The following is a 20067-nucleotide window of genomic DNA, read 5'->3' on the forward strand; positions in this document are numbered from 1 at the left end:
GAGGCAGTTGTGCCGCCGGTCACAATCCTGTATTACTGAGAGGGCACTCCTTACGGAGTGAACTCTCAACTTCCGACAAAACCATCAGAGGTTACCTTGAACAAGACTCGCCTGTTCTCCGCTGCCGTCGCTGTCGCCGGCCTTTCCCTTACCGTTACCGCCTGCTCGGGTGCTTCCAAAGCATCCGAAGGCTACCCGACCAAGTCCGTCACGTTCGTCATGCCGTACGCCGCCGGCGGTCCGTCAGACACCACGGCCCGCGCCTACGGCGCCTGCCTGGGAAAGCTGCTGGGTGGCACCTTCGTGGTGGAGAACCTTGACAGCGGCGCCGGTGCCGTGGCCATGCAGAAGCTGGCCAACGCCAAGCCGGACGGATACACCGTGGGTCTCAGCACCAACGGGCCCCTGGTCCTGAACCCGATGAGCAACGACCTGGCCTACTCCCAGGACGATTTCCAAGCCCTGGGCACCATGGCAGAGATCCCCACACTCTTCACAGTGCCAAAGGACTCCCCGTACAAGAGCCTGCAGGAGCTCTTCGATGCCGCGAAGGCCAACCCGGGAAAGATCTCCATCGGTGTTCCCGGAGCGACCAGCTCGCTGGCCACCGAACTCAAACGCCTGCAGAAGGAGAGCGGCATTGAGTTCTCCATGGTTCCCACCTCCGGCAGCGCCGAACTCATCACCAACCTGCTGGGCGGCCACATCGACGCCGGATTCGTCAACGACTACGTCGATGTTGAGGCCCAGGTGAAAGACGGGTCCATCGTCCCGCTGGCTGCCGCCGGCGAAGCCCGATCCGAGGCCTTCCCCAAGGTTCCCACCACCAAGGAGGCCGGCTACGACGTCAAGACGACCTCGGTCTACGGCCTCTTCGCACCCAAGGGCCTTCCCCAGGACGTGTCGGACAAGCTCGAAAGCGGCATCGAAACCTGCAGCAAGGACGCGGAGGTCATCTCCCAAATCGGTGACCGTTTCGTGCCGAACAGCTTCTCGGACGCGGCAGCGACCCAGCAGGTCTTCAGCGAAATGCGCACCCGTTACGAGCCACTCCTGGCCAAGTAACACCAGTCGAGTCAACCGCCGGCCGCCACGGCCGGCATGAAGAAGGGTAAGCCCCTATGGTTTCTTCTCCCGTGGAAGCTGTCGCCGAAATCCGGGATCGGGAAAGGCCGCGCACCGGCGCTCGGCGCTTGCGGCGCAGAATCGCTCCGCTTATCCTGCTCGCCCTGGGCCTTGGCGCAGCGGCCGGTTCATGGCAGTTGAAGCTGGGCACCCTGCACCACCCCGCCCCAGGCCTCTGGCCTTTCATCATCTCCATGGCCATCATCCTCAGCGCAGCCGCACTCATCGTGCGGCCCGGAGATGAGCCGCTGGAGGCCTGGAGCCGCAGGAGCCTGTCGGTGGCAACCGGAGTCGCCAGCCTCGGCGCGTTCGTCGTGCTGTTCGAACTGATCGGCTTCTTCATACCGGCCGTGTTGATGCTCTTGCTGTGGCTGCGCGTCTTCGGAAGGGAGTCATGGCGCTGGACACTGGTGTTCGCCGTGGCAGGCCCGGCAGCGCTGTACGTCATCTTCGACCGACTCCTCGGCGTTCCCTTCCCCGCCGACCTTGCGCTCGGCGCCTTCGTCTAGAACGGACTCTGAAATGGATATCCTGAGCAACCTCGGTGAAGGTTTCTCGGTCGCCTTAGACCCGATGAACCTGCTGTTCGTCCTGATCGGGGTGGTGGTCGGAACCGCCATCGGCGTCCTGCCCGGTCTCGGGCCCACCGCAACAATCGCCCTGCTGCTGCCCGTCACGTACACGATGGACCCGACCGCCTCGATCATCATGCTGGCCGGCATCTACTACGGCTCGATGTACGGGGGCACCATCACCTCCGTGCTGCTGCGCCTGCCCGGCGAAGCCGCCTCGGTGGTAACAACCTTCGACGGATACCAGATGACCAAGAAGGGCCGCGCCGGCGCGGCGCTGGGCATCTCCGCCATAGGCTCCTTCATCGGCGGCACCGTCGCCATTATCGGACTGACATTCCTGGCCCCGGCGCTGGGCAAGATCGCCCTGTCAATGGGCCCGGCCGGCTTTGTTGCCCTCATGGTCCTGGGCCTCTTCCTGGTCACGTCCCTGGGCACCGGATCCACCATCAAGAGCGTAAGCATGGCCGCCGTCGGCCTGCTGCTGTCCACTGTCGGGCAGGATCCCGTCAACGGGTCGGCACGCTTCACGTTCGGTCAGGCACCGCTGCTGAGCGGCCTGGATTTCGTGGCCGTGGCGATGGGCCTGTTCGGTGTCGGCGAACTGCTGCGTTCCCTGGAGCAGACCGAAAAAGCCCAGATCATCAAAACCAAGATCAAAAACATCTGGCCCTCCCGCAGGGACATGAAGGACTCGGCGGGGGCCATCGGCCGCGGCTCGGTTCTCGGCTTCTTTATCGGCATCCTCCCCGGCGGCGGCGGTGTCATCTCCTCCCTGGCCTCCTACGCCATGGAGAAGCGCCGCGCCAAGGACCCCAGCCGCTTCGGCAAGGGCGCCATTGAAGGCGTTGCAGGACCGGAAACGGCCAACAACGCCTCCTCGACCACCGCGTTCATTCCGCTGCTGGTGCTCGGCATCCCCTCCAACGTCGTGCTGGCCATGATTTTCGGTGCCCTGCTCATGCATGGAATCACCCCCGGCCCGCAGCTGATGACCGACCACTCCGGACTCTTCTGGGGCGTCATCGCTTCGATGTACATCGGCAACCTGATGCTGCTGATCCTCAACATTCCGCTCGTGGGCATCTTCATCCAGATGCTGCGCGTACGTCAGGGCATCCTGGTCGCATTCTCCCTGCTGATCGTGCTGATCGGCGTCTACTCGATCAACAACAGCTCCTTTGACATGTGGGTTGTGCTTGCCTTCGGCGTTCTGGGCTGGATCATGTCCAAGACCGGCTTCGACCCCGGCCCGCTGGTGCTGGCCTTCGTCCTCGGACCCATCCTGGAAAAGTCCTTCCGCCAGTCCATGCTGATTTCCGGCGGCAGCCTCAACATCTTCGTCACTGATCCGGCAGCCGCGATCATCTTCGGCCTGATCCTGGCCGTCATCGCCATGAAGGCCATCACCGGGTTCCGACGCCGCTTCGCCGGGCCCAAAGCGTCCCCGGCAGCACCGGTGGTGGAAGACGCAAACCTGCAGAATACGCACGGCCCCGACAGCGATGGCCCCTCAGCCTTCCTCACCGAGTCAGCGATAGCGAGTGAAGAGAGGCCGGCACCCCTACCGGCAGGAAAGCAACACAGCCCAGCCGCCCACTGACAGGACCCTGCTCCTCATCCGGAAGCCCCTGGACACGGCAGCTCCACGGCTCCCTGTGCCGCTGATTCCCCTTACGCCGGAGTCAGCGGCACAGAAGCGTTTACACACGAGAAGGGCGGTCAAAGAGAATGGTTCGCACCAGAGGCAGAGCATCGAAGCACGGCACCGCCAGCAGACTCCTTGTCCCGGTACTGTGCCTGTGCGGGACAACCGTCACCCTCCAGCAGGCCACCGTCGTTCCCTTGCTTCCCGACCTGCCGCGCCTGCTCGGCATCTCCGCCGAGGACGCCTCCTGGATCCTCACCTCCACGCTCCTGGCCAGCGCCGTCGCCACCCCGGTACTCACCCGTCTGGCAGACATGTTCGGCAAACGCCGCATCATGCTCGTCTGCCTGGCCATGATGTCCATCGGCTCGGCATTGGCCGCACTCGATCTCAGCTTTGCGACCATGATCACCGGCCGCTCGCTCCAAGGATTCGCCGCAGCCCTCATCCCCGTAGGCATCAGCGTCCTGCGGGAAGAGATCCCCGCCACGAAGCTGGCACCGGCCGTCGCGATGATCAGCGCCACCCTGGGTTTCGGGAGCGCGCTGGGACTTCCGCTGGCCGGCGTGCTGTACGAGTTCCTCGGCTGGCAGTCAATTTTCTGGAGTTCCGCCGCGGCCGGCATCGTCCTGACCGCGGTGTTGCCCCTGGTGGTGCCAGCATCCTGTGTCCGCACTCCCGGCAGGTTCGACTACGGAGGCGCCATTCTGTTGTCCATTACTTTGACCGCAGTACTTCTCGTATTGTCCAAGGGCGGCACCTGGGGCTGGACCAGTGCACCAACCCTGACAACGGCCGCCGCCGCGGTCATTGGCCTGGCGCTCTGGGTCCCGCTCGAACTGAAAATCAGCCAGCCAATGCTGGACCTGCGAACCTCCGCCCGGAAACCCGTGCTCATCACGAACCTGGTTGCGGTCCTCGTCGGCTACTCGATGTACTCCAACCTGCTCTCCACCACTCAGCAACTGCAAATGCCCGCCACGGCCGGGTACGGCTTCGGGCTGAGCGTGATGGCCGCCGGCCTCTGCATGGTGCCCACCGGCCTGGCCATGGTGATCTTCACTCCCGTATCCGCCCTGAGCAGCCGCCGTTACGGTGCCAAGACTGCCCTCATCATCGGTTCCCTCGTCTCTGCCGCCGGTTACGTCGGCCGCCTGTTCCTGACCGAAGAACTCTGGATGGTGATGCTTGGAGCCGCTGTCATCGGCGTCGGCAACGCCATTGCCTATGCCGCCATGCCGATCCTCATTATGGGATCCGTTCCCGTCACGGTCACCGCCGCTGCCAACGGACTGAACACCGTGCTGCGGGTTATCGGAACCACCGTCGGAAGCGCCGCGGTAGCCGTGCTGTTGGCCTCATCCACCCTGACGGTCAACGGAACAAAGTACCCATCCTTCCAGGCCTTTGAACACATCTACTGGGTCGCTGGCACCGCTGCCCTGGCCGCTGCCCTACTGGCCAGCCTTCTGCCCCGACCACGGCCCGCATCCGTCGGTAACCCGGCCCAAGATCAGGGGATCAGGGAAACAGCACCGGCAACCTGAGCGGGACGTCATGCTCTGCTCGATACAGTTTTGTAACTCCGCAGACTCCGATAGCGGATATTACGCCAAGCTGAATGGGCGGGTGTCCGCTACTGCTGGTGCACTGTGGACTCCCTGGCCCGGAACCCCGAAGCGGGCACTCCCTACTCCTCCAGCTCTTATTTGCGGGGCCGGGCATGTTTCCTGTGACGCTGCATGAGGCGGGGCTGGAAGATGAGCTCACGTCCGCTGTTGAATAGTTTCAAGGACAGCGACGCCGCGGGGGAAACGAATGACACGAGTGATTCTCCATGATCCATTTATGGACAAGACCTATTTCCACGGACTCGTCTCCCGTTCCTGCTCCAGCGCGCGCAGCGGTTCGGGCGCCGCGAACGTTGCCCCCTCAAGGCCGTGAACGCGAGGTGCAACAGCTCATCCACGACCTCGCAGTTCTTGCCGCGGAACAGGAGCCGCGGCCCACATAAGAAAGGAGCCCGCGTCTGGGGCGCACCAGTGTGGACCGCGACGTGTAGGCTCGCCGGGGCTCGGCTCAGCACCGTTTCGACGTGCGCTAAGTGATGAGACGATGAGCGGGTGGTGATGGTGTGCGGTTCAGGCAACTAAGCGTCGGGCAAGGAGAGGCGGTATTCAAGCCTGGGGGCGCGGGAAGCCACTGCCTCCACCAGCGCTGTTGGCCGTGATAGTCGAGCTCAAGCAGACAGTGCCGCCACTGCCCATCCCTTTGCTGCTCCAGGGCGCAGCAGAGCTGACTGAACACGGCCCAGTCTGGCTGACGAAAGGCAGGTTATCGCGTTGTAAAAGCACTGGTAAATAGGGGAGTTTGCATTGCAATCAGCGCACGTGGGGTGGATCAACTGCGTAGTGCAGTAGCCCGTACCAGCGGCCATTGCCGGGCCAAACCCCCCGCTGCCCGGTGAGGTCCTGGATGGTGGCGGATTGGAGAGTTTACCAAGTTCTTTGACCGGGACGAGGTGACCCTTGTTCAGTCCTCCCCGCTCGCCGGCAATCCCGGTGGCGAGGAGCCTGTCCGGGGCCGGTCATGACAAGGAGCGCAGGATGGAGCGGAGGGTGCGGGCTGCCTTGGCGGCGGCTGTACGGGGTTCGGCTGTCCCGGCAGTGACCTCGCCAACGGCCTGCGCGATGGGCAGTTCAGCCATCGCGGCGCCGGCCAGATCGCCGCGGCCCTGGAGAATGCCCCAGTGACTGAGGCCGTTGACGCCGTCGAGCAGCACCGAGAGAACTTCGGGTGAGTAGAACTTGCCCAGCGGCTCCTGTTTGCTGACGCCTACACGCATGCCTTGCCATGCGTCCATATATTCCGTCGGCCTGGCAGTTGTGCCGGTACGACCGGAATGCGTTCCTCCGGGGCAACGGACAGCCAGTCCGTGTAGCCGGCGCTCAGGATGTACTCCACGAACTGTTGTGCCCAGTCGGTGTCCGAATCGCTGGTGACCGTCCAGGAGCTGATCTCTCCAAAATGCGCCGGCCGGGTGCCGCTCTCGCCCTGGATGCCCGCGACCACGCCCGTGTTCCGGACCAGGAAGCCTGGATCGTGCTCGCATTTGGGGCAGCCGGGCTTGGCGTCGTTCCGCAGCCCCGCCAGTTCATCGAGCATGAAGGTAGGCCAAACGGCCATCGCCGCCTTGCCTGCAAAGTAGGCGCTCCGGACGGTACCGATGTCCTGAACGCCGGGGAGGGAGTAGTTCCTGAGCATGTCGCCGTAGAAGCTCAGGGCGCCGACGCATTGCGGGCTGTCAAAGGTAATCACGCCCCGCGCACTGACCAGTTCACAGCCGTTCCCGTGGGCAATGTGCTCAAAAGACTGCTGGGTAAAGGGCTGCCCAGCTTTGCTGGCCGCGACGAAGCCCGCCAACTGGGGGGTGTGCAGCTTTTTCGCGGCCGCCCTGATCGCGGCATAGGTTGTGGGCGCCGCCAGACCCGCCTGCCTGAACAGGTCTTTGCGGTAGTACAGGACCTGCTGCCAGGACGCGGCGGGCACGGCAAGCTGCCGCCCGCCGTCGCGGGTCAGTTCAAGCGCACGCCGTGACCACGTGCCCTGACTTCGACGTGATCGACGCGGCTGAAGCGCTGAAAAGAAGGTTTTGGCCGATACCGTTGCCAAGGCCTTCGGGACGGACGTACCCAGGAATCTCAGCCAGGAACTGATCCGTGGCCCGGCACGGGACAAACTAGTGGAAGCCGGCGCCGGCGCCTCGTTGCTGGTGGTTGGGCGGCGTGGTCACGGAGGCTTCCTGGGCATGCATCTTGGGTCCGTAAGCTCGGCCTGCGTTTCCCACGCTGACTGCCCCGTGCTCGTGGTGCGTTCGGATAGTGAGGTGCACGCCGAGGGCAGCCCCCGTACACACCATCTCTGGAAGGGACCCAAGACCAAGCGCCAGAACCCGTCTACGGCATAGCTCCAGGCGTTGTGCCTCCAACGGAACCGCCACCCGCAGTTCCAGCGGGTGGCGGTTACTTATACACATGATCAACCAACCCGGATGTCGGCCTGAAGCACACCCCAACCTGACGTCAGGACGTGGCCGCGAAAGCGTCAGGATAAAGTATCGATTCGTGTTTCCTGACACCCCTCGGCGGAAGTCTAGAGCTCAATCTGACACCTCCAGGTCCGAGGAGTGGAGGCGGCACCAGCGCCACCCTCAACTGCCCGTGCACAAGCCCACCCGCAGGGAATGAAGCACGGAAAGCGCTCCTCACGAAGCGCCGAGGGTTCCCAGATGCCGTTCCCGCCGGGCAAGGCCTCGCACCACAGACAGTCCCCCGTGCAGCGCAGCGCGACCTGCGCCAGGGCAGCGGCGCCCTCTTCATCGGCGTCATGCGGGAGCGCCTGCCCATTCTCTTTTCCGGCGCTGACAGCAAGTCGTCGCCGGCAACCACAGTCGCGTCCTCAGGTACTCCTCAACCATGATCACGACGCCGTGGAGGACTTCGATTCCCCGACCCACCACCGGGGGCGCGACGAACTCCCCGGAGGGCTGCCCAGCAACAGCCCTCCGGGGAGCCGCGACGGGAGGAACCGTCGACCGGCTAGAGGTTATTCAGGAGAACCGTGCCGGACGGAAGGTGGCCAGCATCGGGTGCTTCTCGCCGGTCAGGATCTCGCCCGCGAGCAGTTCCCCGGTGATCAGGCCGAGCGTCGCCCCCGAGTGGGTGAAGGCCACGAAGCAGCCCGGCACCTGGCCCAGTTCGCCGAGCACTGGTGCGCCGTCACCTGGGATCGGCTTGTAGCCGATCTTCCAGCTCGCCGGCTTGAGTTCCGGGTTGCCCTCGATGAGCTTCGACGCTTCATCGGCGAGTTCCTGGACCACCTCATCCGGAATGCTGAAGGATCCGTCCGCGTGTTCAGTGATCTGCTCCTCGTACCAGTCGTGGTCCAGTGCAAAGGTGCTGCCGGGGTTGGGGCGCACAGCTGCCCGCGGCGTGTTCATCACGGCCCGGACGTCGTGCTCCACAGGCTTGGTCACCACCAGCATGGACACCGGGGAACCGTTGGGGATCTCGACGCCGAGGGGAGCGACGACGGCGGGAGTCGCCGCCCCGCACGCCACCAGCACCGCATCGGCGTCGTACGTCTCCCCCTCCGCGGTCTCGACGCCGACTGCCCGGCCGCCGTCGACCACTACCGACGCCTTGCCGGCATCCAGAACGAGCCGGCCACCGCGCTCGTGGAACTCCTCCATGAGGAATTCCACGAGGTCCGGCAGGCTCACCCAGCCCTCGCCGGGGTTGAAGATGGCGTTCTCGGGGACAGCGCCGGAGTCGATTCCCGACGTTACCGAGGCGATGTTTTCGGGGGCCAGCAGCTTGGAGTCGTAGCCCACCGACTTCTCGTAGGCGTGGCGCGCCTCCGTGACGGCCCGCTCCCCGGCGGCGTTCCACATCAGGCCGCCGCCGAACTGCAGCCACTCCCGGCTGGGGTCGGCGGCGAAAAGGGTGCGGTACCGGTCCACGCCGGCAAGGCGGAGCTGGTGGTACGGTGTGGACCGTTCGCCGGCGGAGTTGAGCCAGGAGAGCGAGCGTCCGGTGGCCTCGCTGGCCAGGCCGCGCTCGGTGAGCAGCGTTACGGACGCGCCTTCGCGGAGCAGGTGGACGGCGGTGGAAACACCCAGGATGCCGCCGCCGATGACGGCGACGTGCTTGCTGGCGGTGGAGGACATGGTTCTCCCTTTCTGTGGAGTTTGGACACGATTGATGGGGACGCACGCGTTCGAGGAACGAGGGCGCGTCCGGGATATGGGGGCGGCTGCGCCGCCGGATGGCACGGGCTCGGGAGGTGTGCGGGGCCGCTACGCCAGGGCGTGGATGCCTTCGATGACCCTGAGGACCTCGAGCGGGTCTGCCGGGTCGACGGGAAGGGATCCCTCTCCCCGCAGGGCGGCGGCGAGCTGCGCATAGAACTCGGGGTAGGCGCCCCGCTCGGCGGGGACGGGTGCTGCGGCACCGTCGACTCCCAGAAGCCCCCAAGACTCCTGGGGGTCAACGCCGTAGGCAGGATCCGACGGCGTCATCCCGGCAGCCAGCGCGGGTTCCTGGCCGTCCAGTCCCCACTTCGTGTAGCCGGCCTCCGAGCCCAGGACGTGGAAGCGCGGGCCCACCTGGGCCGCCATCCCGTTCATCCACAGGCGGGACCGGACACCCGATTCGTGGAGCAGGGACACGAATGCCTCGGTGTCGGCGCCCTCAGGGTGGCCGTAGTTGGCCGTCTCCCCGTAGCTCTTTTCCACCGGGCCGAACAGCTGGACGGCCTGGTCGATCAGGTGCGCGCCGAGGTCGTGCAGGATCCCGCCGCCCTCCGCGAGGGAGACGCTGTCGCGCCAGTTCCCGAAGCCCTCGGGCCGCCACCATTCAAACCGGGATTCAAAAGTGCGCACCTCGCCAACGGCACCGTCCCGCAGCAGCTTCTGCAGCGTCAGGAAGTCGGCGTCCCACCGGCGGTTCTGGAACACCGTGAGCTGCACTCCGCCGTCGGCCGCCAGAGCGATCAGCTCCTCCCCCTGCGCCGACGTCGGCACGAAGGGCTTGTCCACCACGATGTGCAGGCCGTGCGCAATGGCCGTGGCCGCGAGGTCGAAGTGCGTGTGCGGCGGGGTGCCGAGGATGACCAGGTCGAGGTCCCCGGCGAGTGCAAACAGCGCATCCGGCGTCGGGACGATCCGCGCCTGCGGATAGAGCCGGGCCGCCTCGGCGGCCCGTGCCGGGTCCGCCGTCACAATCACGTCCAGTGAGTACTTGGGGTCCGCGGCAATCAGCGGCGCGTGGAAGACCTTTCCGGAGATCCCAAAGCCGACGACGGCGGTCCGGACGGGTGCCGCTGTAACCGGCCGCATCACAGCACCTCCGAAAGGAAGCGCTGCAGGCGTTCGCTGCGGGGGTTGTCGAACAGTTCGGCGGGGGTGCCGGACTCCACGACTTCACCTTCGTCCATGAAGACCACCTGGTCGGCGACCTTGCGGGCGAAGCCCATCTCGTGGGTGACCACGAGCATGGTCATGCCGCGGCTGCCGAGTCCGGCCATGAGGTTCAGCACGCCCTTGACCAGTTCGGGGTCCAGGGCGCTGGTGGCTTCGTCGAAGAGCATCACTTCGGGCTCCATGGCCAGGGCCCGGGCGATGGCCACGCGCTGCTGCTGGCCGCCGGAGAGGTCCCGGGGGCGGTGGTCGGCACGTTCGGCCAGGCCAACTTCGGCGAGCCGGCGGCGGGCACGTTCCATGGCCTCGGCCCTGGGCATGCCCTTCACGCTCCAGAGGGCCAGGGCGACGTTTTCCAGGGCGGTGTGGTCCGGGAAGAGGTTGAAGTGCTGGAATACCATACCGATGCGGCGGCGCAGGGTGTCCGGCTTGACCTTCAGGGCGCTTTCGCCCGCGAGCAGGACGTCGCCGCTTTTGGGTTCGTGCAGCCTGTTGACGCCGCGCAGCAGGGTGGACTTGCCCGAGCCGGACGGCCCGATGATGCAGGTGGTGGTTCCCGGGGCCACGGTGAGGCTGACGTTGCGGAGCACCTCGATGTCGCCGTACGCCATCGTCAGGTTCCGCAGTTCCAGGCTGGAGCCATGAAAGGTTTCGATGTCGGCGGCTGACTTGCTGGCGCTGCTGCTCTTGCTCGTGCTGCTGCTGGCGAGGCTCATGTGTTGCTCCCGGTGGTGAGCGGCGATGCCGCGTCGAGTTCGTTGACTTCCTTCAGGCCGGACGTGGGCGCGGTGGGGCGGCGGCGGCCGGTGCGGAACTTCTCATCGAAGTAGTTGACCAGGTGGGTCAGGGGCACGGTGATGATCAGGTAGAAGATGCCGGCCATGACCAGCGGGGAGAGGTTTCCGGTGTCCACCGCGGCGTCCTGTCCCACGCGGAAGAGTTCGCGTTCGCTGACCAGCAGGCCCAGGAAGTAGACCAACGAGGAGTCCTTGACGATGGCGATGAACTGGTTCACCAGGGCGGGCAGGACGCGCCGGATGCCCTGCGGCACCACCACGAGCGCCATGGACTTGGCGTAACTCATGCCCAGGGCCCGGCAGGCCTCGCCCTGGCCCTTGTCCACGCTGAGGATGCCGGCGCGGAAGATTTCGCCGATGTAGGCGCTGGCGATCAGGCTCAGGGCGATGATGCCCAGCGGGTACGGGGAGGGTCCGAAGACGGACTGGCTGAACCGGGCGAAGCCCTGGCCGATCAGCAGGATGGTAAGGATGGCGGGCAGGCCGCGGAAGAGGTCGGTGTAGATGCGTGCGGGGATCCGCAGCCACCGTGACCGGGCGATGCCCATGACCGCCACCACCATGCCCAGCACCACGCCGATGATGGTAGCTGCGATGGAGATGATCAGGGTGTTCAGGAGGCCGACCCCGAGGAGCTGGGGCAGCACTGCGACCATCGCGTCGATGTCGAAGAAGGTGCGGCTGATGATGTTGAGCCAGTCCATAAGTTGCTCTCAGACGTTGGTTGTTTGGAAGTTCCCGGGCGGGCCGCGGCGTGCGGCCCGCCCGGTCCGGTGATGGATCGGTCCGGCTTACTTGCTTGCCGTCGGAGCCGGGGTTGCCTTCTGCTCTGCCTTGGGCAGGTACTGCTCCGGCATCGGGGAGCCCGGGAACCACTTCTGGTAGAGCTTCTTCCAGGTGCCGTCCTCCATGGCCGCGGCCAGGCCCTTGTTCAGCGCCTCCTTGAGGGCGGGCTTGTCCTTGGCAATGGCGAAGCCTGCGGGGGCGTCGAAGGACGGGATGTCCGCGGCGCTGACCAGGCCGTACTGCTCCTGGTAGGCCTTGGCGGCCTCGTAGTCCAGGAAGTGAGCATCCACTGATCCGCTGTTGACGGCGGCAACGGCGGTGTTGTTATCCGGGAAGCGGACCAGGTTGGCGGAGGTGAAGTTCTTGACCGCATAGGCTTCCTGCAGGGTCCCCTGGACCACGCCAAGCCGCTTGCCCGAGAGGCCGTTCTCGTCCTTGATGCCCGAGGTCTTGGTGGTGATGACCGTCAGGTACCCGGCGAGGTAGCCGTCGGAAAAGTCCACGGTTTCCTTGCGCTTGTCCGTAATGCCAATGGCGGCCACGCCGACGTCGAACTGGCCGTTGGCGACGGCGGCGAGCAGGCCCGAGAAGTCCTGGCCGGTGAAGACAACATTGTCCACGCCGGCGCGGTGGGCCACGTCCTTGAACAGTTCGACGTCGAAGCCGGTGAAGTTACCCTGCGCGTCCGTGAAGGTGTACGGCTTGGAGTCGCCCAGGCTTGCCACGCGGATGGTGCCCGGTTCGATCAGTCCGTACGGGTTCTCGGCCGGGCTGGAAGTGGCGGAGGACGACCCGCCGCAGCCGGAGAGGGCGAGGATCGCCGCCAGGGCTGCCGCAGCTACAGCTGCCGGGCGGAAGTTCAGTTTGATCACAGCATTGTCCAATCGTGGGAGGGAAGGCGGTGCTGTCAGGGCCGCCCGAAGGATTTGGTCGATGAAGCTCTTGCTGAGTCCGGTCTCAGTCCCTACGATTGAGACCGGACTCACATCGATTGCTAGAAATGTAGCGGAACTCACAAGCCGCGTCAACAGCCCTCCTGGAAGGTGAACATGAGCAGTGACGGAGCAAGACGGCGGGACGTAACAGTTGCCGACGTGGCAAAAGCTGCCCAGGTGTCCAAGGCGCAGGCGGCCAGGGCCCTCGGAAACTACGGCGCGGTCAGTGACGACGTGCGGGAACGGGTGCTGGCGGCGGCGGAGGAGCTTGCCTACCGGCCCAACGAGCTTGCCCGCAGCATGAACACAGGGAAATCGCACACCATCGGCGTGGTGGTGGGCGACATCGAGAACCCTCACTTCGGCCTCGCCACGAGGGGCATCACGGACGTCGCAAAGAAAAGCGGCTACAACGTCATCCTCATCAACACGGACGAGAACACCGCGGCGGAAGTGGACGCGGTGCGCGTGCTGCTGGACAAGCGCGTGGACGGCCTGATCGTCGCACCGGCCTCGTCCGTGGATACGGGGCACCTGCAGCGGGTCCGCGACTCCGGCCGCCCGCTGGTCCTGCTGGACCGGACGGCGGGCGGGCTCGACGTCGATACGGTGGCCGTGGACATGGAACGGATCTCCTACGAGTCCACGCTGTATCTCCTCGGCGCAGGGCACCGCCGGATAGCCTTCATCTCCACCTTGAAGACCGACGCTGCCTACAGCGAAGGAATGGCCCTGGATTCCTCGCAGATCGCGGACCGGCTGGAGGGCATGCGGCGCGCCTTCCTCGAAGCCGAAGTGCCGTTTCCCGCCGACCTCGTCCGCCTGAACGCGGGCGACGCCGGCTCCATCCGGAACATCACGCGCGACGTTCTTCAGTCGGAGGACCGGGCCACCGCCGTCGTGGCTTCTGACGGCCTGATCGCCTTGAGCGTCGTCGAGGCCATCCAGGAACTGGGCCTTGAAATCCCTGCGGGCGTCTCGTTCCTGATGTACGACGACCTGGCCTGGACGCGCCTCACCACGCCGCCCCTCACCGTGGTTGCCCAGCCCGTGTACGACATGGGCGCGGCGGCGGCGGGCGCCCTCATCCGGCAGATCGAGGGCCGGCCGCCGCTGGCCGCCGCCCCGGAGTTCACCGCAACGTTGGTGCGGCGCGGGTCGGTGGGCATTGTCCCCGCTGACTCCGAGGAGTCCGCCGCGGTGCCGGCGCTGTAGCCGCGACAGTCCCGCCGGGGACGGTAGCGCAAAAAGACTTTTTTGCCGCGTGTCGATTCCGGGCGGTGCCGTTCGACGCAATAGTAGAAGGACGCACACGGCGTCCTCGTCCAGGCAAGGAGAATCCCATGAAGTACATGTTCATCATGCGTTCCACCCATGAAGCCCTTGAAGCATCGAAGAAGATGCCGTTCGAGGAGATCATCAACAGGATGGGCGCCTACAACGAGTCCATGATGAAGGCCGGCGTGATGGTGGGCGGTGAAGGTCTCGCTGACGTTTCCGAGGGCAGCGCCTTCGTGGTCGACTTCTCAGAGGAGCCGCCTGTGGTGACCGACGGTCCGTACGGCGAGACGCATGAGCTGTTCAATGGGTTCTGGCTCGTCCAGGTGTCGTCCAAGGAAGAGGCTAAGGAATGGGCCAGCCGCTGCCCGCTCGGCCCGGGCTCCAAGCTGGAGGTCCGCCGTGTGCAGGAGGCCGAGGACTTCGCCGAGTTCGCGGATAACGAGTACATCCAGAAAGAGGAAGGGTGGCGCCAGGAGCTGGGACAGCCCTGATCCGCCGCCGCAGGAGTAGGAGAGGCTCGGCTGTGACCGGGGAAGCAGCGGCGGCCGCCGCGCCGGATCCAGCGGTGCGGCGGCGGGTCGAGGCGTTGTGGCGCATCGAGGGCCCGCGCATCGTCGCGGCGCTGGCGAGGGTGACAAGGGATTTCGGCCTTGCTGAGGATGTGGCCCAGGAGGCCGTCGCCGACGCCCTCACCCAGTGGCCCGAATCGGGTGTTCCCCGGAACGCCGGCGCCTGGCTTACCGCAGTCGCCAAACGCAAGGCGATTGACTCCTGGCGCCGCGCAGAGCAGCTCGACGAGAAGTACCGCACCATGGCCCAGGGACTTGCCGACGAGGCGGGCGTGGCGTGGGAACCGGTGGAGGACGACGTGCTCCGGCTCGTGTTCACGGCCTGCCACCCCGTCCTCTCACGCGAGGCGCAGATGGCGCTGACACTGCGGGTGGTCGGAGGCCTGACGGCGGAGGAGATCGCGCGCCTGTTCCTCGTTCCGGTTGCCACCGTGCAGCAGCGGATCGTGCGGGCCAAGAAAACCCTCGCGGCCGCCCGGGTCCCGTTCGAGGTCCCGGAACCGAACGAATGGGGCGACAGGCTCGGAGCGGTCCTCGGCGTCGTGTACCTAATGTTCTCGGAGGGATACTCGGCCACCTCCGGGGACCGCTGGATCCGCCCCGACCTCGCCAATGAGGCGCTGCGGATCGGACGCATCCTTGCGGGACTCGTTCCCCGCGAGCCCGAGGCGCACGCGCTCCTGGCTCTCATGGAGTTCCAGGCATCGCGCTTCGCTGCCCGCACCAAGCCCGACGGCACGCCGATCCTGCTGGCGGATCAGGACCGTACCCGCTGGGACTGGGGCCAGATCCGCCGGGGCCGGACCGCCCTGGCCCGCGCCGATGTGCTGGCCGAGGCGTTGGGGCGGGGCCGGCGGAGCTACGCCCTGCAGGCGGCCATCGCCGAATGCCACGCTCTTGCCCCCAGCGTTGATGAGACGGACTGGCAGCGCATTGTCCTGCTCTATGAGGTGCTCGGCCGCGTGGCACCCAGCCCCGTGGCGGAGCTCAACCGTGCGGTGGCCGTGTCCATGGCGACCGGACCCGCCGCAGCACTCGCCATTGTGGACCGCCTCGTCTCTGACGGCGCCCTCCGCGGAGGTCACCTGCTGCCCAGCGTCCGCGCCGAACTGCTGGCGCAGCTGGGACGGACCAAAGAGGCGCGGGCAGAATTTACGACGGCGGCCGGCCTCGCCAGGAACAGCCGCACCCGCGCCGTTCTGGAAGCCAGGGCCGCAGAGCTCTGACGGCGCGTTTAACCACCGAGAGGGACCGAATTCCATCCGGTCCCTCTCGGTGTATTTTGGCGTTGAAGCTACTGGCTGCAGAACTGGCTGTAGGTGCTTCCGGCGTTCTGGTACGCGGCCGACAGCTCGTTGAGCTTTGCGGAGTCAGGGTGCTCCTTCACCGACTCGTCCGCGTAGTCCAGGATGGCCCGCAGGGCGGGCTTCAGGTCGTCGGAGGACACAGCCTCGATCGGTCGGATCTGGTTCGCGAGCTTGATCATTCCGGTCTTGCCCATATTTCCGGTGGGGCTGGACACGACGGTCCTGACCCGGTCGCAGGTTTCCGCGGTCGAGAGCTGCGGCGAGGAGCAGGCGGAGGCGGACAGCAGGAGCCCGGCGGCCAGCAAAGCGGTGGTGAGTTTCTTCATGATTCCCTCAGTAGTTGACTAGGGTCGATTGTAAGCAGACACCGCTGGGGGTCCGCACAGATTTCGTCCTTTAATAAGAGGGCGCGGTACTTCCAACCACTTCTAACCTAACGGCCTTCACGGCGTCCCGGAAGAAGCATGCCTCATGGTTGTACCCCTGCAACCAGGGATAATTTGTGGCATGACAGCAAGCTTCAGGTACGACGTCGAGGTCCTGCATCTGCTGGTGTCACCGGCCCACGCCTATTTCGGCCGCGCCAGTGAAGGAGCCGCCGACGTCCCCACTACGGACGCCGGCCATGTCGAACTGGTGGCCGGCAAAGGAATTGTGGGTGACCGCTTCTTCGGCAAGGCCGCCCATATGGACGCCGCAGTCACCCTGATCGCCGTCGAGGCGCTCGAAGCCATGGCCGCGGAACTCGGAGCGGGCCCCTTTGACCCGCTGCTCACGCGGCGCAATATCGTGCTCAGAGGCGCTCATCTTCCCCCGCTGCTTGGGAACGACTTCGCCCTGGAAACAGGCGGGGAAACGGTCTGGCTCAAAGCCGGGCGGCCGGCCCATCCCTGTGCGTGGATGGACCAGATGCTCGCCCCCGGCGCCCACAAAGCCATGCGCGGACGGGGAGGAATACGCTGCCAGGCGCTCTCAAACGGGACCCTGCACCGCGGGCCCGCCGTGCTTATTAGTCCCGTGCCGCTGGAACCCGGTTCCTCAGGCACGCCCGCGCTGCTGCGGCCCGGCCGACTGCCCTAACAGCCCCGGCCTGGCCGGGCTACAACCTGTTGAGCAGGTCGGCGCGTTTGGCGTTGAACTCCTCGGTGCTGATCAGGCCCTCCTTGTACCGGCGGGCCAGATCATCCAACTGGGCGGCCACGGACGGCGCAGATGTGGAGAAGCGGTTGATGGTCACAACCCGGATAACGACGGCAATCAGGACCATCACGAGGCCCAGCGCGATCAGGGTCCAGGTCGGTACTGCGGCCGCATCGATGTTCCGGTAGCACTCGCCCGCCGCCCGCGACCCCGGCCGGAGCGCGTCGAGAATTTCGGCCTCGCGGCTTTGAGGAACCAGGGGACTGCCGCAGCGCGGCCCGGCCTTCTGCAGCCCAACGATGATACCCACGATGGAAACAGCGAAGCCGACCGCAATCAGCCAGACCCAGCCGCGCCGCGTCATCGGGTCCTGGCGCACGTTACTTTGGATGTCTCCCCCTTGGAAAACGCGAGTGTTCCAGAAAATCCTATTGCCTTGCCGAAGCTGAACTCCAACAAGCAAAAGAGAGAAACCTCCTTTCTACCGTGACCAGGGGCCGGGCGCGGGGGCCTCAGGCAGGCCTTGGGCTCAGCCTTGGCGGGCCTTCATGCGTGGGTTCTTCTTGTTGATGACAAAGGTTTTGCCGCGCCGGCGGACTATCTGGGCTCCCGGGATTTTTTTCAGTGCCCGCAGTGAGTTTCTTACCTTCATGTGTTGCTCCTTTGAGTTGATTCGGTCTTTCGATCCAAACCGAATGGGTCATTGATGCCGCCGGGGGAAGCGGCGAGCTCAGCATCCGTGAGCTCGCAGGCGGCAAGAAGGGCGGCTATTTCCGCAGGGTCGACGTCATCGCCCGTGACAGCAAGAACCGTTCCGCGGTCACCGGATTCGGGATTCGTTTCACGCTGAGCGTCCTGCCCGTCGAGGACGACGGCGGGAAGCCGGTTTCGGTGGGCCCGCCAAGGCCCGGTGTCTTCCAGCCAGATCCGCGGCCCGATGCCTTGTATGGCAATCCTGCAGTCTGGGGCCGATGCGACCCAAAGACGGCCCCGTACCCAGCAACAACCCTCGGAGAGAGCAGCCAACGCATGCCGGAAGCGTTCCGGGTGCAGCGGGCGCCCGAGCCGCTGGACAACGGTCCGGAAAGGCGAAGAGGAGTGAGCGGGTAACTGCACAGAGCCTGGCACCGCCCGTGCCGTTGCCTGAACCAGCCGGTGGCGTCCTGACCGGAGCTCGCCGTCGCTTTCCGTCACCACCGCGTGCGGGGCCAGTTCACGAATCAACTGGACACCACGCGCACGCGCTGCGGGATCGACCGGCACCAAGGCCGGGTCTGCAAGCACGACGGTGTCACCGAACGCGAACTCCCCCATGAGGAATTCCCCCGGTGTCCGCTCATCGTCGGGAACAGGGGTGTAGCCGGACTCAAAGAGCGTGTGGTGGTCCCAGATCTGGTCTTCGACTGCGTCCGGCGCGCAGGCCACTACTACGGAGCCGACAGCGACAGCATCGCCGAGACCCCTTAGGAGTGCGTGAACCGCCGTGGCGGCGGGCACCCCCGGCGGCAACCCCAGGACCATGCGTGATTCTTCCGCCAACATCCTTTTCACGGCGGGAACCACGTCCAGGCGGACCGTGCAGCTCAGGCAGCCGTGTTCCAACCTGGATTCTTCACGCTGAAGGAGCCGCCCCTCCCTGAAAATTCGTCGGATGACCAAGCCGTCTTCCAGAAGGTCGTGGAACACGACAATCGACTCGGGACCATTTCCGGCCAAAGCCGCGCAAGCTTTCTGGCGGCTGAAGACGTCCAGGGAACTGACAACGGTTATGTTCATGAACCCAACCTAGTTGAGAATCATTCTCATATACAACTCTTGGTCGCAACCTTCTTCAATTGACACTGATTCTCATTTAGGTAAGAATCGATATCATGAATCCCCGTTTACGTGCCGCGCTTGTTGTGCCCTTTTTGTCCGCCTTTGCCCTGACGGCCTGCTCAGCCGGCAGCCCTTCCGGCTCAGGCGGCACCGCCGGCGCCGGGGAGCCTCTGAAGGTGATGGCATCCTTTTATCCTCTGCAGTACGTGACGGAACAGGTGGGCGGGGATCTCGTGCAGGTGGACTCCCTCACCCCTCCCGGCACTGAGCCCCATGACCTGGAGCTCCCCCCGGCCTCCGTGGCCGCCCTGGAGAGCTCTGCCGCCGTCGTATATCTTTCCGGTTTCCAGCCCGCCGTAGACGAGGCCATCAAACAAGCCGCCCCGGACCATGCACTGGACGTGTCGGAGGAGGCCACGCTGCCCGCCGGCCACTCTGAAGCTGAGCACGCCAGCGAGGGCGCCGCGCCCGGTACCGAAGGGGCGCATACAGAAGCAGCGCACTCCGAGGAAGCCCACACCGAAGAGTCCGGGCACGCGGGCGAAGCACACGCAGGCGGTGACCTGCACTACTGGCTCGATCCTGTACGGCTCGCCCACACTGCCAGTGCTGTTGCAGGGCAGCTCGGCGAGGCCGACCCCGCGAACGCAGCCACCTACAAGGCCAACGCCGAAGCCCTGGCCGCGAAGCTGACCACCCTGGACAAGGACTTCAGCCAGGGCCTGGCCACATGCAAGACCCGCACCGTGGTTGTCTCCCACGAGGCCTACGGCTACCTCGCTGACAAGTACAAGCTGAAGCAGGTCGGCATCTCGGGCCTGTCGCCGGATGCGGAGCCGTCGCCGGCAAGGCTGGCGGAAATCGGCAAGGTGGTCAAGGATGAGGGAGTGAGCACCATCTTCACCGAAACCCTCGTCAACCCCAAGGTCGCTGAAACCCTTGCAGCAGACCTTGGCGCGAAGACAGCCGTCCTTGACCCGCTCGAGGGCTTGAGTGATGAGAGCTCGGACTACGAAAAGGTTATGCGCAAGAACCTCGAGGCCCTGCGCGCGGCCCTGAACTGCGCCTAGCCCGTGCCCGGTTCCCAGCCACCCATCCGGACCCATGGAC

The 20067-nt window shown here is 65.5% G+C and carries 21 protein-coding genes; 10 read left to right on the forward strand and 11 right to left on the reverse strand.

Annotated elements, in window-relative coordinates:
* Positions 1-96 precede the first annotated feature (96 nt).
* The 4 genes from ACIP9X_RS03340 (at position 97) to ACIP9X_RS03355 (ending at position 4892) form a co-directional block, all read left to right on the forward strand.
* Entirely contained in the window at positions 97-1065 is a 969-nt protein-coding gene (locus tag ACIP9X_RS03340) for a tripartite tricarboxylate transporter substrate binding protein (protein ID WP_400478291.1), read from the forward strand.
* A gap of 56 nt (positions 1066-1121) precedes the next feature.
* Entirely contained in the window at positions 1122-1634 is a 513-nt protein-coding gene (locus ACIP9X_RS03345) for a tripartite tricarboxylate transporter TctB family protein (RefSeq protein ID WP_400478292.1), read from the forward strand.
* Between the two features lie 13 nt (positions 1635-1647).
* Positions 1648-3300 (forward strand): tripartite tricarboxylate transporter permease, encoded by a 1653-nt coding sequence (locus tag ACIP9X_RS03350; RefSeq protein ID WP_400478293.1) that lies wholly within the window; start codon positions 1648-1650, stop codon positions 3298-3300.
* Positions 3301-3428: 128 nt separating this feature from the next.
* On the forward strand, positions 3429-4892 hold the full coding sequence (locus ACIP9X_RS03355; protein ID WP_400478294.1) for an MFS transporter: 1464 nt from the start codon (positions 3429-3431) through the stop codon (positions 4890-4892).
* Between the two features lie 1040 nt (positions 4893-5932).
* Here ACIP9X_RS03355 and ACIP9X_RS03360 read toward each other — a convergent pair.
* Positions 5933-6208 (reverse strand): hypothetical protein, encoded by a 276-nt coding sequence (locus tag ACIP9X_RS03360; RefSeq protein ID WP_400478295.1) that lies wholly within the window; start codon positions 6206-6208, stop codon positions 5933-5935.
* Positions 6181-6894 carry an ABC transporter substrate-binding protein gene (locus ACIP9X_RS03365; protein ID WP_400478296.1) on the reverse strand — a complete coding sequence of 238 codons (714 nt, stop codon included), beginning with the start codon at positions 6892-6894 and terminating at the stop codon, positions 6181-6183. Before ACIP9X_RS03365 ends, ACIP9X_RS03360 begins: the two co-directional genes overlap by 28 nt.
* Positions 6895-7087: 193 nt before the next feature.
* On the opposite strand from ACIP9X_RS03365, the gene ACIP9X_RS03370 reads away from it, so the two are divergent.
* Positions 7088-7312 (forward strand): universal stress protein, encoded by a 225-nt coding sequence (locus tag ACIP9X_RS03370; RefSeq protein ID WP_400478531.1) that lies wholly within the window; start codon positions 7088-7090, stop codon positions 7310-7312.
* A 642-nt stretch (positions 7313-7954) separates the two neighbouring features.
* Here ACIP9X_RS03370 and ACIP9X_RS03375 read toward each other — a convergent pair.
* The 5 genes from ACIP9X_RS03375 to ACIP9X_RS03395 form a co-directional block, all read right to left on the reverse strand.
* Entirely contained in the window at positions 7955-9073 is a 1119-nt protein-coding gene (locus ACIP9X_RS03375) for an NAD(P)/FAD-dependent oxidoreductase (protein WP_400478297.1), read from the reverse strand.
* Between the two features lie 129 nt (positions 9074-9202).
* Positions 9203-10243, reverse strand: a complete 1041-nt coding sequence (locus ACIP9X_RS03380) for a Gfo/Idh/MocA family oxidoreductase (RefSeq protein WP_400478298.1) — start codon at positions 10241-10243, stop codon at positions 9203-9205.
* Positions 10243-11040: an amino acid ABC transporter ATP-binding protein gene (locus ACIP9X_RS03385; RefSeq protein WP_400478299.1), complete on the reverse strand. Its 798-nt coding sequence runs from the start codon at positions 11038-11040 to the stop codon at positions 10243-10245. The genes ACIP9X_RS03380 and ACIP9X_RS03385 overlap by 1 nt, the downstream gene beginning before the upstream one ends.
* Positions 11037-11825: an amino acid ABC transporter permease gene (locus ACIP9X_RS03390; protein ID WP_400478300.1), complete on the reverse strand. Its 789-nt coding sequence runs from the start codon at positions 11823-11825 to the stop codon at positions 11037-11039. The genes ACIP9X_RS03385 and ACIP9X_RS03390 overlap by 4 nt, the downstream gene beginning before the upstream one ends.
* Positions 11826-11912: 87 nt before the next feature.
* Positions 11913-12779 carry an ABC transporter substrate-binding protein gene (locus ACIP9X_RS03395; protein WP_400478301.1) on the reverse strand — a complete coding sequence of 289 codons (867 nt, stop codon included), beginning with the start codon at positions 12777-12779 and terminating at the stop codon, positions 11913-11915.
* 177 nt (positions 12780-12956) lie between these two features.
* Here ACIP9X_RS03395 and ACIP9X_RS03400 point away from each other — a divergent pair, with 177 nt between their 5' ends.
* The 3 genes from ACIP9X_RS03400 to ACIP9X_RS03410 all read left to right on the forward strand — a co-directional run bounded on the left by ACIP9X_RS03400 (position 12957) and on the right by ACIP9X_RS03410 (position 15918).
* Positions 12957-14057, forward strand: coding sequence for a LacI family DNA-binding transcriptional regulator (locus ACIP9X_RS03400; RefSeq protein ID WP_400478302.1), 1101 nt, complete (start codon positions 12957-12959; stop codon positions 14055-14057).
* Positions 14058-14185: 128 nt separating this feature from the next.
* Positions 14186-14614, forward strand: a complete 429-nt coding sequence (locus ACIP9X_RS03405) for a YciI family protein (RefSeq protein ID WP_400478303.1) — start codon at positions 14186-14188, stop codon at positions 14612-14614.
* Between the two features lie 32 nt (positions 14615-14646).
* On the forward strand, positions 14647-15918 hold the full coding sequence (locus ACIP9X_RS03410) for an RNA polymerase sigma factor (protein ID WP_400478304.1): 1272 nt from the start codon (positions 14647-14649) through the stop codon (positions 15916-15918).
* 68 nt (positions 15919-15986) lie between these two features.
* On the opposite strand, the gene ACIP9X_RS03415 is transcribed toward ACIP9X_RS03410, so the two are convergent.
* Positions 15987-16325, reverse strand: coding sequence for a hypothetical protein (locus tag ACIP9X_RS03415; RefSeq protein WP_400478305.1), 339 nt, complete (start codon positions 16323-16325; stop codon positions 15987-15989).
* Positions 16326-16506: 181 nt separating this feature from the next.
* On the opposite strand from ACIP9X_RS03415, the gene ACIP9X_RS03420 reads away from it, so the two are divergent.
* Complete coding sequence (locus ACIP9X_RS03420; protein WP_400478306.1) at positions 16507-17079, forward strand: MOSC domain-containing protein; 573 nt, start codon at positions 16507-16509, stop codon at positions 17077-17079.
* Between the two features lie 19 nt (positions 17080-17098).
* Here the strand turns inward: ACIP9X_RS03420 and ACIP9X_RS03425 are convergent, their stop codons facing one another.
* The 3 genes from ACIP9X_RS03425 to ACIP9X_RS03435 all read right to left on the reverse strand — a co-directional run bounded on the left by ACIP9X_RS03425 (position 17099) and on the right by ACIP9X_RS03435 (position 18915).
* Positions 17099-17518, reverse strand: a complete 420-nt coding sequence (locus ACIP9X_RS03425; RefSeq protein ID WP_400478307.1) for an SHOCT domain-containing protein — start codon at positions 17516-17518, stop codon at positions 17099-17101.
* A 150-nt stretch (positions 17519-17668) separates the two neighbouring features.
* Positions 17669-17791, reverse strand: coding sequence for a type B 50S ribosomal protein L36 (ykgO, locus tag ACIP9X_RS03430; protein WP_050053273.1), 123 nt, complete (start codon positions 17789-17791; stop codon positions 17669-17671).
* Complete coding sequence (locus ACIP9X_RS03435; protein WP_400478308.1) at positions 17788-18915, reverse strand: GTP-binding protein; 1128 nt, start codon at positions 18913-18915, stop codon at positions 17788-17790. The genes ykgO and ACIP9X_RS03435 overlap by 4 nt, the downstream gene beginning before the upstream one ends.
* 95 nt (positions 18916-19010) lie before the next feature.
* Between ACIP9X_RS03435 and ACIP9X_RS03440 the strand changes: the two genes are divergently transcribed.
* The gene (locus ACIP9X_RS03440) at positions 19011-20027 is read left to right on the forward strand and encodes a metal ABC transporter solute-binding protein, Zn/Mn family (RefSeq protein WP_400478309.1); all 1017 of its coding nucleotides are present in this window, start codon (positions 19011-19013) and stop codon (positions 20025-20027) included.
* Positions 20028-20067: the final 40 nt, after the last annotated feature.

This window comes from Arthrobacter sp. NPDC093125 (assembly GCF_044754225.1).
Classification (GTDB): domain Bacteria; phylum Actinomycetota; class Actinomycetes; order Actinomycetales; family Micrococcaceae; genus Arthrobacter.